This is a genomic window from Cronobacter turicensis (assembly GCF_041222865.1).
GTDB classification, from domain to species: Bacteria; Pseudomonadota; Gammaproteobacteria; order Enterobacterales; family Enterobacteriaceae; genus Cronobacter; species Cronobacter turicensis.
Genome location: NZ_CP165997.1, coordinates 4,061,100 through 4,076,636, shown reverse-complemented (window position 1 = coordinate 4,076,636; position 15,537 = coordinate 4,061,100). Strand labels below are relative to the sequence as shown.

16 protein-coding genes are annotated in these 15,537 nt (G+C 58.4%); 12 read left to right on the top strand and 4 right to left on the bottom strand.

Annotation, left to right across the window (positions count from 1 at the left end):
* Positions 1–161 precede the first annotated feature (161 nt).
* The 10 genes from udp (at position 162) to AB8W27_RS19415 (ending at position 8,563) form a co-directional block, all read left to right on the top strand.
* Positions 162–917, top strand: coding sequence for a uridine phosphorylase (gene udp, locus AB8W27_RS19460; RefSeq protein ID WP_004385520.1), 756 nt, complete (start codon positions 162–164; stop codon positions 915–917).
* 145 nt (positions 918–1,062) lie between these two features.
* Positions 1,063–2,496: a DNA recombination protein RmuC gene (gene rmuC, locus AB8W27_RS19455; protein ID WP_041923091.1), complete on the top strand. Its 1,434-nt coding sequence runs from the start codon at positions 1,063–1,065 to the stop codon at positions 2,494–2,496.
* Positions 2,497–2,585: 89 nt separating this feature from the next.
* The gene (gene ubiE, locus AB8W27_RS19450) at positions 2,586–3,341 is read left to right on the top strand and encodes a bifunctional demethylmenaquinone methyltransferase/2-methoxy-6-polyprenyl-1,4-benzoquinol methylase UbiE (protein WP_007704556.1); all 756 of its coding nucleotides are present in this window, start codon (positions 2,586–2,588) and stop codon (positions 3,339–3,341) included.
* An 11-nt stretch (positions 3,342–3,352) separates the two neighbouring features.
* Entirely contained in the window at positions 3,353–3,958 is a 606-nt protein-coding gene (locus tag AB8W27_RS19445; protein ID WP_012814921.1) for an SCP2 domain-containing protein, read from the top strand.
* Positions 3,955–5,595 (top strand): ubiquinone biosynthesis regulatory protein kinase UbiB, encoded by a 1,641-nt coding sequence (gene ubiB, locus AB8W27_RS19440; RefSeq protein WP_012814922.1) that lies wholly within the window; start codon positions 3,955–3,957, stop codon positions 5,593–5,595. The genes AB8W27_RS19445 and ubiB overlap by 4 nt, the downstream gene beginning before the upstream one ends.
* A gap of 76 nt (positions 5,596–5,671) precedes the next feature.
* On the top strand, positions 5,672–5,935 hold the full coding sequence (gene tatA / locus AB8W27_RS19435; protein ID WP_012814923.1) for a Sec-independent protein translocase subunit TatA: 264 nt from the start codon (positions 5,672–5,674) through the stop codon (positions 5,933–5,935).
* Between the two features lie 3 nt (positions 5,936–5,938).
* The gene (tatB, locus tag AB8W27_RS19430) at positions 5,939–6,511 is read left to right on the top strand and encodes a Sec-independent protein translocase protein TatB (RefSeq protein ID WP_012814924.1); all 573 of its coding nucleotides are present in this window, start codon (positions 5,939–5,941) and stop codon (positions 6,509–6,511) included.
* Between the two features lies 1 nt (position 6,512).
* A complete protein-coding gene (tatC, locus tag AB8W27_RS19425) occupies positions 6,513–7,274 on the top strand; it encodes a Sec-independent protein translocase subunit TatC (protein WP_007766482.1) in 762 nt (253 codons plus the stop codon).
* 28 nt (positions 7,275–7,302) lie between these two features.
* Positions 7,303–8,106 carry a 3'-5' ssDNA/RNA exonuclease TatD gene (tatD, locus tag AB8W27_RS19420; protein ID WP_049787136.1) on the top strand — a complete coding sequence of 268 codons (804 nt, stop codon included), beginning with the start codon at positions 7,303–7,305 and terminating at the stop codon, positions 8,104–8,106.
* A gap of 124 nt (positions 8,107–8,230) precedes the next feature.
* The gene (locus AB8W27_RS19415) at positions 8,231–8,563 is read left to right on the top strand and encodes a glycine zipper family protein (RefSeq protein ID WP_012814926.1); all 333 of its coding nucleotides are present in this window, start codon (positions 8,231–8,233) and stop codon (positions 8,561–8,563) included.
* Positions 8,564–8,610: 47 nt separating this feature from the next.
* Here the strand turns inward: AB8W27_RS19415 and rfaH are convergent, their stop codons facing one another.
* Positions 8,611–9,099, bottom strand: a complete 489-nt coding sequence (rfaH, locus tag AB8W27_RS19410; RefSeq protein ID WP_041923092.1) for a transcription/translation regulatory transformer protein RfaH — start codon at positions 9,097–9,099, stop codon at positions 8,611–8,613.
* Between the two features lie 183 nt (positions 9,100–9,282).
* On the opposite strand from rfaH, the gene ubiD reads away from it, so the two are divergent.
* Both ubiD and fre read left to right on the top strand, forming a co-directional pair.
* Complete coding sequence (ubiD, locus tag AB8W27_RS19405) at positions 9,283–10,767, top strand: 4-hydroxy-3-polyprenylbenzoate decarboxylase (protein WP_012814928.1); 1,485 nt, start codon at positions 9,283–9,285, stop codon at positions 10,765–10,767.
* A 45-nt stretch (positions 10,768–10,812) separates the two neighbouring features.
* Positions 10,813–11,514, top strand: coding sequence for an NAD(P)H-flavin reductase (gene fre, locus AB8W27_RS19400; RefSeq protein ID WP_041923093.1), 702 nt, complete (start codon positions 10,813–10,815; stop codon positions 11,512–11,514).
* A gap of 35 nt (positions 11,515–11,549) precedes the next feature.
* Here fre and AB8W27_RS19395 read toward each other — a convergent pair whose 3' ends face one another.
* From AB8W27_RS19395 to fadB, 3 genes are all read right to left on the bottom strand, one after another.
* Positions 11,550–11,897, bottom strand: a complete 348-nt coding sequence (locus AB8W27_RS19395) for a hypothetical protein (RefSeq protein ID WP_012814930.1) — start codon at positions 11,895–11,897, stop codon at positions 11,550–11,552.
* A gap of 219 nt (positions 11,898–12,116) precedes the next feature.
* On the bottom strand, positions 12,117–13,280 hold the full coding sequence (fadA, locus tag AB8W27_RS19390) for an acetyl-CoA C-acyltransferase FadA (RefSeq protein WP_007766505.1): 1,164 nt from the start codon (positions 13,278–13,280) through the stop codon (positions 12,117–12,119).
* A 10-nt stretch (positions 13,281–13,290) separates the two neighbouring features.
* Positions 13,291–15,480, bottom strand: coding sequence for a fatty acid oxidation complex subunit alpha FadB (gene fadB / locus AB8W27_RS19385; RefSeq protein ID WP_012814931.1), 2,190 nt, complete (start codon positions 15,478–15,480; stop codon positions 13,291–13,293).
* Between the last annotated feature and the right edge of the window lie 57 nt (positions 15,481–15,537).

Below are 15,537 nucleotides of genomic sequence, written 5' to 3'. Positions count from 1 at the left end.
TTTCACTTATCGGGTTGCATGTGTGATGGTCATCACGAAATAATGGAAAATTAATGCAACTCCTTTCTTTTGAAGTGAATCCGGTCACGAAAAATGCCGGAAAGGTTCTGTAAAGTACCGTTTTGCTTCTCCTGACAAACCGACCCACAGAGGAGTCACCTATGTCTGATGTTTTTCACCTCGGCCTTAAAAAAAGCGATCTTCAGGGCGCTGAATTAGCGATTGTCCCGGGCGACCCGGAGCGAGTGGAAAAGATCGCCGCGCTGATGGATAAGCCGGTCAAACTGGCCTCCCACCGTGAATTCACCTCCTGGCGCGCTGAGCTTGATGGCAAAGCGGTCATCATCTGCTCCACCGGCATCGGCGGCCCGTCGACCTCTATTGCAGTTGAAGAGCTGGCGCAACTGGGCATTCGCACGTTCCTGCGCGTGGGCACCACCGGCGCTATCCAGCCGCACATCAACGTCGGCGACGTGCTGGTGACGACCGCCTCCGTACGCCTTGATGGCGCTAGCCTGCACTTCGCGCCGATGGAATACCCGGCCGTGGCTGATTTCGCCTGCACCACCGCGCTGGTGGAAGCCGCCAAAGCGGTTGGCGCGACCACGCACATCGGCGTGACCGCCTCTTCCGACACCTTCTACCCAGGCCAGGAGCGCTACGACACCTTTTCCGGCCGCGTGGTCAGCCGCTTTAACGGCTCCATGAAAGAGTGGCAGGCGATGGGCGTGATGAACTATGAAATGGAATCCGCGACGCTGCTGACCATGTGTTCAAGCCAGGGCCTGCGCGCGGGCATGGTGGCGGGCGTTATCGTCAACCGCACCCAGCAAGAGATCCCGAACGCGGAAACCATGAAACAAACCGAAAGCCACGCGGTGAAAATCGTGGTGGAGGCGGCGCGCCGTCTTCTCTGATTGCTCCTTTCAGGCCGGCGCTCCGCCGGCCTTTTTGCGTAATGCCTCGCAGGAATAACGCTCCTTACAGAAAAACGCTTTTCCTCTGGAATTATGTACAGCACAATCCTCTCTGGCGTGATGAGCGGTTCAGGCAGGAGGCGTGGTGGAAATCTCATATCTGGTGTTAGCAGTGGTCGCGCTGGCGGGCGTAGCCGTAGGTTGGCTGGCGTCAGGCCTGCGAACCGCCCAGCAAAAAGCGGAGCTGCTGGCGGAACAGCGCGATATCTACGGCGAACTCAGCGCGGCCCGCGAGGCGCTGGCGCATAACCAGCACTGGCGTGATGAGTGCGATCTGCTTAATAACGAACTACGCAACCTGCGTGAAATCAACAGCTCGCTGGAGTCCGATCTGCGCGAAGTAACCACGCGGCTGGAAGCCACTCAGGTCCACGCCGAAGAAAAACTGCGCCAGATGATGAGCAGCGAGCAGCGTCTGAGCGAACAATTTGAAAACCTCGCCAATCGTATTTTTGAGCAGAGCCGTCGCCAGGTCGATGAGCAAAACCGCCAGAGCCTGAATGGTCTGCTTTCCCCGCTGCGCGAACAGCTCGACGGGTTCCGCCGCCAGGTGCAGGAGAGCTTCGGGCAAGAGTCGCGCGAGCGCCATACGCTGGCCCATGAAATCCGCAATCTTCAACAGCTGAATGCGCAAATGGCGCAGGAAGCCGTCAACCTGACGCGCGCCTTAAAAGGCGACAACAAAGCCCAGGGCAACTGGGGTGAAGTGGTGCTCGCCCGCGTGCTGGAAGCCTCGGGCCTGCGCGAAGGGCATGAGTATGAAACGCAGGTCAACATTCAACTGGCCGACCGTAGCCGTATGCAGCCGGATGTCATCGTGCGTCTGCCACAAGGCAAAGATGTAGTGATTGACGCCAAAATGACGCTGGTGGCCTATGAGCGTTACTTTAACGCTGAAGATGACTACAACCGCGAGATGGCGCTAAACGAGCATATCGCTTCTCTTCGCAATCATATTCGCCTGCTGGGCCGTAAGGATTACCAGCAGTTGCCGGGGTTGCGCACGCTGGATTACGTGCTGATGTTTATCCCGGTCGAACCCGCTTTCCTGCTGGCTATCGACAAGCAGCCGGAACTCATCACCGAGGCTTTAAAAAACAACATTATGCTGGTGAGTCCGACCACGCTCCTGGTGGCGCTGCGCACCATTTCCAACCTCTGGCGCTATGAGCATCAAAGCCGTAACGCCCAGCAGATAGCCGATCGCGCCAGCCGTCTTTACGACAAAATGCGGCTGTTCGTTGACGACATGAGCGCCATCGGCCAGAACCTCGACAAAGCCAGCGACAGCTACCGACAGGCGATGAAAAAGCTCGCCAGCGGGCGCGGCAACCTGCTCGCGCAGGCGGAGGCGTTCCGGGGCATGGGCGTTGAGGTAAAGCGCGAGATTAATCCGGATTTGGCCGAACAGGCGGTGCAGGACGACGAAGCGTTCGCGCTCTCCGATGCCGAAGCGCTTGCCACCGCCCCTGATGAAAACAGCCACTTAGCGGCGTTTCGCGTCGCGGGCGAGCGCTGAGCGGCGCGGCAATGCCGCCTTGAATCGTAGGGCAATTGCGGCCAATCTGTTACACTTCACAAACATTTCCTTGATAAGCAGGCACTGAGATGGTTGAAGATTCACAAGATACAACGCACTTTGGCTTTCAGACCGTAGCGAAAGAGCAAAAAGCGGATATGGTGGCGCAGGTCTTCCACTCCGTGGCGGCGAAATATGATGTCATGAACGATCTTATGTCGTTCGGCATTCATCGTCTGTGGAAGCGCTTCACTATCGATTGCAGCGGTGTGCGTCGCGGCCAGAAAGTCCTGGATCTCGCAGGCGGCACGGGCGATTTAACCGCTAAATTCTCCCGCCTGGTGGGCGAGAGCGGCAAAGTGGTGCTGGCGGATATCAATGATTCGATGCTGAAAATGGGGCGCGAGAAGCTGCGCAATACCGGCATCGTCGGCAACGTCGAATATGTTCAGGCGAACGCGGAAGCGCTGCCGTTCCCGGATAACACCTTTGACTGCATTACTATCTCTTTCGGTCTGCGTAACGTTACCGATAAAGAAAAAGCGCTGCGCTCCATGTTCCGCGTGCTGAAGCCTGGCGGTCGTCTGCTGGTGCTGGAATTCTCAAAACCGGTGTTTGAGCCGCTCAATAAAGCGTATGACGCTTACTCTTTCCATATTCTGCCGCGCGTCGGCGAGCTGGTGGCGAAAGACGCCGGCAGCTACCGCTATCTCGCTGAATCCATCCGTATGCATCCGGATCAGGAAACCCTGAAAGCGATGATGAACGATGCGGGCTTCGAAAACGTCAACTACTACAACATGACCGGCGGGATCGTAGCGCTGCATCGCGGCTACAAATTCTGAGGAGGTGCCGGATGCCTTTCACACCGCTAATGATGGCTGGTATTGAAGGCGCGCTGAACACGTTCCTGTACCGCGAAAGCGCGCTGAAAGCGCCGCGCCAGCGTTTACAGGGCAAAGTGCTGCGCGTCACGCTTGAAGAACTCTCCACGCCGCTGGTGCTGGTGTTCAGCGAGCAGCAACTGGACGTGCTCAGCAAATGGGAAGGCGAGGCGGACTGTACCGTTATCACGCGCCTCTCCGTTTTGCCGAAGCTACAGGACCGCCAGCAGCTGACCGCGCTTATCCGCAGCGGCGAGCTGGAAGTGCAGGGCGATCTGCAGGTGGTGCAAAATTTTGTGGCGCTGATGGATATGGCCGAGTTTGACCCCGCTGGGCTACTGGCGCCGTGGGTCGGCGATATCGCCGCGGAAGGCATCGGGCGCGTCATGCGTCGCGGCGGGCAACTGCTGCAAAAAGGCTTTACGCGCAACCAGCGCTACCTGGCGGAAGCCATTACCGAAGAGTGGCGCGTCGCGCCAGGCGCGCTGGAAATCGCCTGGTTTGCCGAAGAGATTTCGGCTGTCGAGCGCCGTCTGGAAGAATTAACCAAACGGTTGGATAAACTGGAGGGCAAATGACGCCAGGTGAAATTCGGCGCCTTTATTTCATCATTAAAACGTTCCTGAGCTACGGCCTGGATGAGCTTATTCCGCGCATGCGTCTCACGCTGCCGCTGCGGATTTGGCGTCGCGGGCTGTTCTGGATGCCGAACCGGCATAAAGATCTGGAGCTCGGCACACGTCTGCGACTGGCGTTGCAGGAACTGGGTCCCGTGTGGATCAAGTTCGGGCAGATGCTGTCGACACGTCGCGATCTGTTCCCGCCGGTTATCGCCGATCAACTGGCGTTGCTGCAGGATCGCGTCGCGCCCTTTGACGGCAGACTCGCGAAACAGCAGATCGAAAAATCGATGGGCGATCGCCCTGTCGACGAGTGGTTTGATGATTTCGATATTACGCCACTCGCTTCCGCGTCTATCGCACAGGTGCATACCGCCCGGCTGAAAGAGAGCGGCAAAGAGGTGGTCATTAAGGTGATCCGCCCCGATATCCTGCCGGTCATTAAGGCGGATATGAAGCTCATCTACCGTCTCGCGCGCTGGGTGCCGCGTCTGCTGCCGGATGGCCGCCGCCTGCGTCCGATGGAAGTGGTGCGCGAATATGAAAAAACGCTGCTGGATGAACTCGACTTGCTGCGCGAAGCGGCGAACGCCATCCAGCTGCGCCGTAATTTCGAAAACAGCCCGATGCTTTACGTGCCGGAAGTCTATTCGGACTATTGCAGCCCGACGATGATGGTCATGGAGCGCATTTATGGCATCCCGGTCAATGACGTCGCGGCGCTGGAAGCCAACGGCACGGACATGAAACTGCTGGCCGAACGTGGCGTCCAGGTGTTCTTCACCCAGGTGTTCCGCGACAGCTTTTTCCACGGCGACATGCATCCGGGTAATATCTTCGTCAGCCACGATCACCCGCATGACCCGCAATACATCGGCATTGACTGCGGCATCGTGGGCTCGCTGAATAAAGAAGATAAGCGTTATCTGGCGGAAAACTTTATCGCCTTCTTCAACCGCGACTACCGCCGCGTGGCGGAGTTGCACGTGGATTCTGGCTGGGTGCCGCCGGATACTAACGTGGAGGAGTTCGAGTCCGCTATTCGTACCGTTTGTGAGCCGATTTTTGAAAAGCCGCTTGCGGAAATCTCGTTTGGTCATGTGCTGCTCAATCTCTTTAACACCGCGCGCCGCTTTAATATGGAAGTGCAGCCGCAACTGGTGCTGCTGCAAAAAACGCTGCTGTACATTGAGGGCGTAGGGCGACAGCTCTATCCGCAACTCGATTTATGGAAAACGGCGAAACCTTTTCTGGAAAGCTGGATCAAAGATCAGGTGGGCTTCCCGGCGCTGGTGCGTTCCTTCAAGGAAAAAGCGCCGTTCTGGGCTGAGAAAATCCCGGAAATTCCTGAACTGGTCTACAACAGCCTGCGCCAAGGCAAACAACTGCAACAAAGTGTTGATAAGATTGCCCATGAGCTGCAGGAGCATCGTGTGAAGCAAGGGCAGTCGCGTTATCTGTTCGGCATTGGCGCCACGCTGATGCTTAGCGGCACGCTGCTCTTTATCTACCGTCCTGACTGGGGCACGTCGCCCGGATGGCTGATGGCAGGCGGCATTCTCGTCTGGCTTCTTGGCTGGCGGCGTACCGACTAGCGGGCATTGTTATGTAACGGCCACGGGTATACTGTGGCCAGATGAATACCATTATCACTGGTAACTGAGGAAATGTATGGGTGGCATCAGTATCTGGCAGTTAATGATTATCGCGGTTCTGGTTGTTCTGCTTTTCGGCACCAAAAAGCTACGCTCGCTGGGCTCTGATCTCGGCGAATCCATCAAAGGCTTTAAAAAAGCGATGGGTGACGACGACAAGCAAAAGCATAGCCAGGATGCGGATTTCACCGCGCCTTCCGCGCAGGATAAACAAATCGGCGAAACCAAAAGCGACGTCACCCCGGACGACGCCAAAAAACGTGATAAAGAGCAGGTGTAATCCGTGTTTGATATTGGTTTTGGCGAACTCCTGCTGGTTTTTGTTATCGGTCTTATCGTTCTGGGGCCGCAGCGTTTGCCTGTGGCCGTCCGCACCGTCGCAGGCTGGGTACGCGCGCTGCGCTCGCTTGCGACCACCGTGCAGAATGAACTGACCCAGGAGCTGAAGCTTCAGGAGTTTCAGGAAAGCCTGAAGAAAGTGGAAAAGGCGAGCGTTGATAACCTGACGCCGGAGCTGAAAGCCTCGATGGACGAACTACGCGAGGCGGCGGAATCGATGAAGCGCTCTTACAGCGTTAACGACCCGGAAAAAGCAAGCGACGACGCCCATACCATTCATAACCCGCTGGTTAAAGGCAACGAAGCACAGCACGAAGGCGTGACGCCAGCCAAAGCTGAGCATCAGGCCCAGTCGCCCGCGCAGAAGCCGGAAGTATCGCCAGCGGCAGAGAGCGACGCGCCGCAACCTGCAGCCTCTGCGGCCCCTGAGCCTGCAAACAACGTTGAAGCGTCGCCGGACGCGCCCGCCAGCGTGCGCAAACCTGAAGCCGCATCCACCGTGAGTGATAAACCCTGACATGGCTGTTGAAGATACCCAACCCCTAATCAGTCATCTGATTGAACTGCGTAAGCGGCTGCTGAACTGCATCATCGCGGTACTGCTGATTTTCCTGGCACTGGTCTATTTCGCCAACGACATCTATCAACTGGTCGCCGCGCCGCTTATCAGCCAGATGCCGCATGGCGCCAGCATGATTGCCACCGACGTGGCCTCGCCGTTTTTCACGCCTATCAAGCTGACCATGATGGTGTCGGTGATCCTCTCCGCGCCGGTTATCCTGTATCAGGTCTGGGCGTTTGTCGCCCCGGCGCTGTACAAGCATGAGCGACGCCTGATTATCCCGCTGCTGGTCTCCAGTACGTTGCTGTTTTATATCGGTATGGCGTTCGCCTATTTCGTGGTGTTCCCGCTGGCGTTCGGTTTCTTAACGAAAACCGCGCCTGTCGGCGTGGTCGTATCAACCGATATCACCAGCTATCTCGATTTCGTCATGGCGCTGTTTATGGCCTTCGGTGTGTCGTTTGAAGTGCCGGTCGCTATCGTCTTGTTGTGCTGGATGGGGGTGACCACCCCGCAGGATCTGCGTGCCAAACGCCCGTATGTGCTGGTTGGCGCGTTCGTTGTCGGGATGCTGCTCACGCCGCCGGATGTGTTCTCGCAAACGCTGCTGGCGATACCGATGTACTGCCTGTTTGAAGTCGGCATTTTCTTCTCGCGCTTCTACGTTGGTAAACGGCGTCCGCGCGAGCAGGATGCCGAAGAAGAAGCAGAAGAATAACGCTACCGCCCGTCAGGGCGGTTTTCATATGGAAAGCGCGATGTTTGATATTGGCCTGAATATTACCAGCTCCCAGTTTGACCACGACAGGGATGAGATGATCGCCCGCGCCCGTGCGGCTGGCGTCGACAGTATGCTATTTACCGGTACGTCGCTTGAGGAGAGCGATCGCGCCTGCGCGTTCGCCAGACGCTACGCAGGCTGCTGGTCGACGGCGGGCGTTCACCCGCATGACGCCAGCACGTGGAATGATGAGAGCGCTGCGCGGCTGCGCGCGCTGGCGAGCGAGCCGGAGGTCGTGGCGATTGGCGAATGCGGGCTCGATTTCAACCGTAATTTCTCAACGCCCGCGGAGCAGGAGCACGCCTTTACCGAACAGCTGCGGCTGGCGGCCGCGCTGGCGCTACCGGTGTTTTTACACTGCCGGGACGCCCATGCGCGCTTTCTCGCGCTGCTCGACCCGTGGCTCGATAAGCTGCCGGGCGCGGTATTGCATTGTTTTACCGGGACCGAACAGGAGGCGCGCGAGTGTCTGGCACGCGGTATGTATCTCGGCATTACCGGCTGGGTCTGCGATGAGCGCCGCGGGCTTGAGCTGCGCGCCTTGCTGCCGATTATCCCTGCCGATCGTCTGCTGCTGGAAACGGACGCGCCTTATCTGCTGCCGCGCGATCTCACTCCGAAACCCGCCTCGCGTCGCAACGAGCCATGCTGGTTGCCCCATATTCTGACGCAGGTGGCGCAGTGGCGCGGGGAAGACCCCGCCTGGCTTGAAGCCGCCACGGATGCCAACGCTGCCCGTCTGTTTCTGAAAAACGCGTCGCCTGCGTAACGCTGCCTGCTAAAACCCGCGGACTGTGGATTTTTGCACGCTCCCGGTTCATTTCGTCCTGAAAGCCTGGTGGTATGCTTCCCGCCGGGAAGGTTTCCCGGATTTACACAGCTGAGGGACGATAATGAAAAAGACGATAACGGGCATTGTGGCATTAATGCTGCTGACCAGCGCGCCGGTGATGGCAATGGATAAAACCGCGACCGGCGCCGTACTTGGCGCGACGGCGGGCGCTATCGCAGGCAAAGATGTCAAAAGCGCCGTGGGCGGCGCGGTCATTGGCGCGGGTACAGGCGCGATGCTGAAAAAAGGCGATAAAGGCAAAGCCGCGCGTAAAGGCGGCGTCGCGGGCGCGGTAGTCGGCGCGGGGGTTGCCGCAGCGACCGGAAAAAGCGTGCTGAAAGGCGCGGCGGTCGGCGCGGGCGCGGGCGGTGTCATCGGCGAAGCGACGCATTAATGACAAACGGCGGCCTCGGGCCGCCGTTTTGACTCCGCGCCATCGCGTCAGGCTTTACGGAATTCGGTATTCTTCACGCTTTGCAGCACCTGCTTATTCAGCAAATTCAGCAGCAACATGGAACGGGCTTCGCCATCGGGCTCGGTAAAAATCGCCTGCAACCCTTCAAACGCGCCTTCGGTAATCACCACCATATCGCCGGTATGCGGCGTATCCGGGTCGGTCACGTTTTCCGGATGCCAGTCGAGAAGCTGTTCGATGACCGTCTGCGGCACTACGGCCGGGTGCGATCCAAAGCGAACAAAATGACTGACGCCACGGGTGGAGCTTATCGTCGTGGTATGAATATCTTCCGGATCGAAGCGGACGAAAAGGTAGTTCGGAAACAGCGGCTCGCTGACGGAAGTGCGTCTGCCTCGTACCATTTTTTCAAGTGTAATCATTGGCGTAAGGCAGTTCACCGACTGTCGTTCAAGGTGCTCTTTGGCGCGCTGAAGCTGCCCGCGTTTACAGTACAGTAAATACCAGGATTGCATAATGACTCTTCTTACATGGCCGGACGCGCCAGCATAACAAAACCACCTCAGGATCGCTAAGGGCATTATACCGCGCAGTGCTATAGCCTGTGGTGATGATTCACGTTAATTTAACAAAATTACGGCATGCCTGCGGCGAACACCGTATAATAAAAAGCTTATTTTAAAGCCACGAATAACTGCATGAAATACCACGACCTACGCGATTTTCTGGCGCTGCTCGAGCAGCAAGGCGAACTCAAGCGCATTACATTGCCTGTCGATCCTTACCTGGAGATGACGGAAATTGCTGACCGCACATTGCGCGCGGGCGGCCCGGCCTTGCTGTTTGAAAACCCGAAAGGCCATACCATGCCGGTACTGTGCAACCTGTTTGGCACGCCGAAACGCGTGGCGATGGGCATGGGGCAGGAGGATGTCTCTGCGCTGCGTGAAGTCGGCAAGCTGCTGGCGTTTCTGAAAGAGCCGGAGCCGCCGCGCGGTTTCCGCGATCTCTTCGATAAACTGCCGCAGTTTAAGCAAGTGCTGAATATGCCGACGAAACGGCTGCGTAATGCGCCTTGTCAGGAGAAAGTATGGCAGGGCGACGAGGTCGATCTGAACCGCATTCCCATCATGCAATGCTGGCCTGACGACGCCGCGCCGCTCATTACCTGGGGCCTGACGGTCACCCGCGGCCCGCATAAAGAGCGCCAGAATCTGGGCATCTACCGCCAGCAGTTAATCGGCAAAAACAAACTCATTATGCGCTGGCTGTCGCACCGCGGCGGCGCGCTTGACTTCCAGGAGTGGTGCCAGGCGCATCCGGGCGAACGCTTCCCGGTCGCCGTGGCGCTGGGCGCCGATCCGGCGACCATTCTCGGCGCGGTAACGCCGGTGCCGGATACACTATCTGAATACGCGTTCGCTGGGCTGCTGCGCGGCACTAAAACCGAAGTGGTGAAGTGTCTGTCAAACGACCTTGAGATCCCGGCCAGCGCCGAAATTGTGCTGGAAGGGTATATTGAACCTGGCGAAATGGCGCCGGAAGGCCCGTATGGCGACCACACCGGTTACTATAATGAGATAGACAGTTTCCCGGTCTTTACCGTGACGCACGTGACGCAGCGTGAAGATGCGATTTACCACTCGACGTATACGGGCCGCCCGCCCGATGAGCCTGCCGTACTGGGCGTGGCGTTGAATGAAGTGCTGGTGCCGATTCTGCAAAAGCAGTTCCCGGAAATCGTGGATTTTTATCTTCCGCCGGAAGGGTGCTCGTACCGGCTTGCCGTCGTGACCATGCGCAAGCAGTACGCGGGCCACGCGAAGCGCGTGATGATGGGCGTCTGGTCGTTCCTGCGCCAGTTCATGTACACCAAGTTCGTGATCGTTTGTGATGATGACATTAACGCGCGCGACTGGAACGATGTGATTTGGGCGATTACCACGCGCATGGATCCGGCGCGCGACACGGTCATGGTGGAAAACACGCCGATCGATTATCTGGATTTCGCCTCGCCGGTGTCGGGCCTGGGCTCCAAAATGGGGCTCGACGCGACCAATAAATGGCCGGGTGAAACGCAGCGCGAATGGGGCACGCCCATTAAGAAAGACCCCAACGTGACGGCGAGAATCGACGCCATCTGGGATGAGCTCGCAATTTTTCATGACGGAAAAGGCGCCTGACGCGCCGCCGTTGCAGTTGCATTATTGACCCGACAGAGGGAACGCATGACAACCTTAAGCTGTAAAGTGACCTCGGTAGAAGCCATCACCGATACCGTTTATCGCGTTCGTTTAGTGCCGGAAGCGGCCTTTTCGTTTCGCGCAGGTCAGTACCTGATGGTGGTAATGGATGAGCGGGACAAGCGCCCTTTTTCTATGGCCTCCACGCCGGATGAGCAGGGCTTTATCGAACTGCATATCGGCGCGTCGGAACTTAACCTCTATGCGATGGCGGTGATGGACCGTATTCTCAAAGAGCGTGAAATCGTGGTCGATATTCCGCATGGCGACGCCTGGCTGCGCGATGACGAAGAGCGCCCGCTGATCCTGATCGCAGGGGGGACGGGATTCTCTTACGCGCGCTCGATTCTGCTGACGGCGCTTGCGCGCAATCCGGATCGCGATATCACGATTTACTGGGGCGGACGCGAAGAGAAGCATCTCTACGATCTGTCCGAACTGGAAGCGTTGTCGGTTGACCATCCCAATCTCAACATTGTACCGGTGGTTGAGCAACCCGATGAGACGTGGCGCGGTCGCAGCGGCACGGTGCTGACGGCGGTCATGCAGGATTTCGGTACGCTTGCCGGGCACGATATCTATATCGCCGGACGTTTCGAGATGGCGAAAATCGCCCGCGACCTGTTCTGTAACGAGCGAGCCGCGCGCGAAGACCGCCTGTTCGGCGACGCCTTCGCGTTTATCTGAGCCATTCCCCGTTCCCGCATAACGCCAGCCCGGTACTACGGGCTGGCGGCAATTTCCTTCCCTGACCAGACATACAACGGCCGATCGTTTTCCAGCAGACAGAGCAGCGTAATATTTTTGCGCGCCGGGTGATCAAGCTTTGCCGTGAGCTGGGTCGCGATATGCTGTTGCCCCACGTTTTCGTCATACCGTTCCACGACAACGCTTTCCGGCACAATGCGGGACTCATTAAGCACCTGCTGCATAAACGCGTGATCCTGCGACGCGCCGATAAGCGACGTCAGACAGCGCTGCGCCAGCGTCTCTTCCGACAGCTGTGCCTGTGCGGAAGCCGTAAAAAAAAACGCAGCGGCAAGCGGTGCGAAGATAAAGCATCCCTTCATGTTTTTCCCTGAGGTGTGGGGTCGATAAAAGAGCCTGGCACAAACGCGGAAAATAAAAAACCCGCCCCTGACAGGCGGGAAGAACGGCAACTAAACATTGATCGCTTCGCCCTTGATGCCATACCGGCATTGGCGGCTTTCACTTGCCGCCTTGCTCTGACATCAAGGGTATGGGATTGCACGGTCATTGAGCCTGATAGTATGGCGGCGTTGGCTGCCTCACACCCGTTCAAAAACCGTCGCGATGCCCTGACCCAGGCCGATACACATAGTGGCGAGCCCCAGCTCCGCGTCGCGGCGCTCCATCAGGTTAATCAGCGTGGTGCTGATACGCGCGCCAGAACAACCGAGCGGGTGGCCGAGCGCTATCGCGCCGCCGTTGAGGTTGATCTTCTCGTCGATCTGCTCCATCAGGCCCAGATCTTTAATGCACGGCAGGATCTGCGCGGCAAAGGCTTCGTTCATCTCAAACAGATCGATATCGCTCGCGGTCAGACCGGCTTTTTTCAGCGCCAGCTTTGAGGCGGGCACCGGGCCGTAACCCATAATCGACGGATCGCAGCCCACCACCGCCATTGAGCGGATACGAGCGCGCGGCGTCAGGCCGAGTTCGCGGGCGCGCGATTCGCTCATCACCAGCATCGCCGCCGCGCCATCGGAGAGCGCCGACGAAGTGCCCGCGGTAACCGTGCCGCTTGCCGGGTCGAACGCTGGTTTCAGCTGCGACAGCCCTTCGACGGTGGTTTCCGGGCGGATCACTTCGTCAAAGTCATAGCGCTTGAGTACGCCGTCGGCGTCGTGCCCGCTGGTCGGAATGATTTCCTGTTTAAAATGCCCGGCCTGCGTGGCGGCCCAGGCGCGCTGGTGAGAGCGGGCGGCGAAAGCATCCTGCATTTCACGGCTGATGCCGTGCATGCGCGAGAGCATCTCTGCCGTTAACCCCATCATGCCTGCCGCTTTCGCCACGTTACGGCTTAAGCCAGGATGAAAATCGACGCCGTGGTTCATCGGCACATGGCCCATATGCTCCACGCCGCCCACGAGACAAACGCTGGCGTCGCCGGTCATGATCATCCGCGCGGCGTCGTGCAACGCCTGCATCGACGAGCCGCACAGGCGGTTGACCGTCACCGCGGGCACGCTGTGCGGAATTTCCGCCAGCAGCGCGGCGTTGCGGGCGATGTTAAAACCCTGCTCCAGCGTCTGTTGCACACAGCCCCAGTAGATGTCGTCGATAGCGCTGCCTTCCAGTTGCGGGTTACGCGACAGCAGGCTGCGCATCAGGTGCGCGGAGAGATCTTCCGCCCGCACGTGACGGAACGCGCCGCCTTTGGAACGGCCCATCGGGGTGCGGATAGCATCAACAATTACAACCTTTTCCATTCGTCACTCCTTAAGCCGTTTGCAGTTCGCCCACCGGTTGGGCGGGTTCAACCTGGGGATAATAAGGCGCATTGTGGCTCGCTTTTTCGCGAAGCCCGGCAGGCGCTTCATAGAGCGGGCCGAGATGCTGATAGCGCTGCGCCATATCGAGATAAGCCGCGCTGCCCTGGGTATCCAGCCAGCGGAACGCGCCGCCGTGGAACGGCGGGAAGCCGAGGCCGTAGACCAGCGCCATATCCGCCTCGGCGGGGCTTGCGATAATGCCTTCTTCCAGACAGCGCACCACTTCGTTGACCATCGGGATCATCATGCGCGCCACGATCTCTTCATCGCTGAACGCGCGCTTTGGCTGACTTACTTCCGCCAACAAGCTGTCCACTGCGTCATCCGGCACTTTGCGCGGTTTACCTTTGCTGTCTTCCTGATAGGCATAGAAGCCTTTGCCGTTTTTCTGTCCGAAGCGGCCAGCCTCAAACAGCGCGTCGATCGCATCGCGGTAATCTTTTTGCATGCGTTGCGGGAAGCCTGCCGCCATGACGGCCTGCGCATGGTGCGCGGTATCGATGCCCACCACATCCAGCAGATACGCCGGGCCCATCGGCCAGCCGAACTGTTTCTCCATGACTTTATCGATCTGGCGGAAATCGGCGCCGTCGCGCAGCAGCTGACTGAAACCGGCGAAGTAGGGGAACAGTACGCGGTTAACGAAGAAGCCAGGGCAGTCGTTCACCACGACAGGCGTTTTGCCCATTTTGCTGGCCCAGGCCACCACTTTCGCGATCGTGGCGTCGGAGGTTTTCTCGCCGCGGATCACTTCAACCAGCGGCATACGGTGCACCGGGTTAAAGAAGTGCATACCGCAGAAGTTTTCCGGACGTTTCAGCACGCTCGCCAGTTCGCTGATAGGAATGGTGGAGGTATTGGAGGCAATCACGGTATCCGGGCGCACCTTGTCTTCGGTTTCCGCCAGCACCGCTTTTTTCACTTTCGGGTTTTCCACGACGGCTTCGACGACCACATCGGCGCGCTCAAACCCGGCGTAATCCAGCGTTGGATGGATGGTGGCGATGACCCCTGCGAGCTTCAGCCCGTCGATTTTGCCGCGCTCCAGCTGTTTATTCAGTAGTTTACTGGCTTCGTTGATGCCGAGCGCCAGCGATTTCTCGTTGATGTCTTTCATGATGACCGGCACGCCTTTCCAGGCTGACTGGTAAGCGATGCCGCCGCCCATAATGCCCGCGCCCAGCACCGCCGCCTGCTTCGGCATTTCGGTCTCTTTGGTCAGCTTTTTCGCGAGGCCTTTGACGTACTGGTCATTTAAGAAGATACCGACCAGCGCGCGCGCTTCGCTGGATCGCGCCAGCGGAACAAAGCTTTTGTTCTCCAGCGCCAGCGCCTCGTCACGGCCCAGCCCTGCGGCGGCTTCAATGGTTTTCACCGCCGTCATCGGCGCCGGGTAGTGTTTGCCGGCGGTTTGCATCACCATGCCTTTGGCGATGGTAAAGCTCATGGCGGCTTCGATTTTACTTAAGTGCAGCGGTTCAAGTTTCGGCTGGCGGCGCGCTTTCCAGTCGAGTTCGCCGTCGATGGCCTGGCGCAGCATACGCAGCGCCCCTTCAGTCAGTTTTTCCGGTTTAACGACCGCGTCGACCAGGCCCACTTTCAGCGCCGCGTCGGCGGTGATGTCTTTACCGGCCGCGATGATTTCCAGCGCGCTGTCGGCGCCCAGCAGGCGAGGCAGGCGTACCGAGCCGCCAAAGCCCGGCATGATGCCAAGTTTGGTTTCCGGCAGGCCGATGCGGGCATCCGGCGTGGCGAGACGGAAATCGGTCGCCAGCACGCACTCGCAGCCGCCGCCTAACGCGTAGCCATTAATGGCGCACAGCGTCGGCACCGGCAGATCTTCAAGACGGTTAAACACGCTGTTGGCAAAGTGCAACCACTGGCTTAACTGCTCAGCGGGCACCTGGAACAGCGAGAGGAATTCGGTAATGTCGGCGCCGACGATAAACGCGGCTTTTTCCGAGCGCAGCAGCAGGGCTTTGAGATCGTGTTGTTTTTCCAGCACATCCAGCGCATGGCCCAGGCTTGCTACGGTCGCGGTATCAAGCTTGTTCACCGAGCCGGGGGCATCGAACACCAGTTCGGCAATGCCGTCTTCCAGCCAGTTAAGGTACAGGGTGTCGCCTTTGTAGAGCATGTCGGTCTCCTGAATCCAGCAAGGGGATCTGGTCATACCAGATGAAGCGGAGTGTGG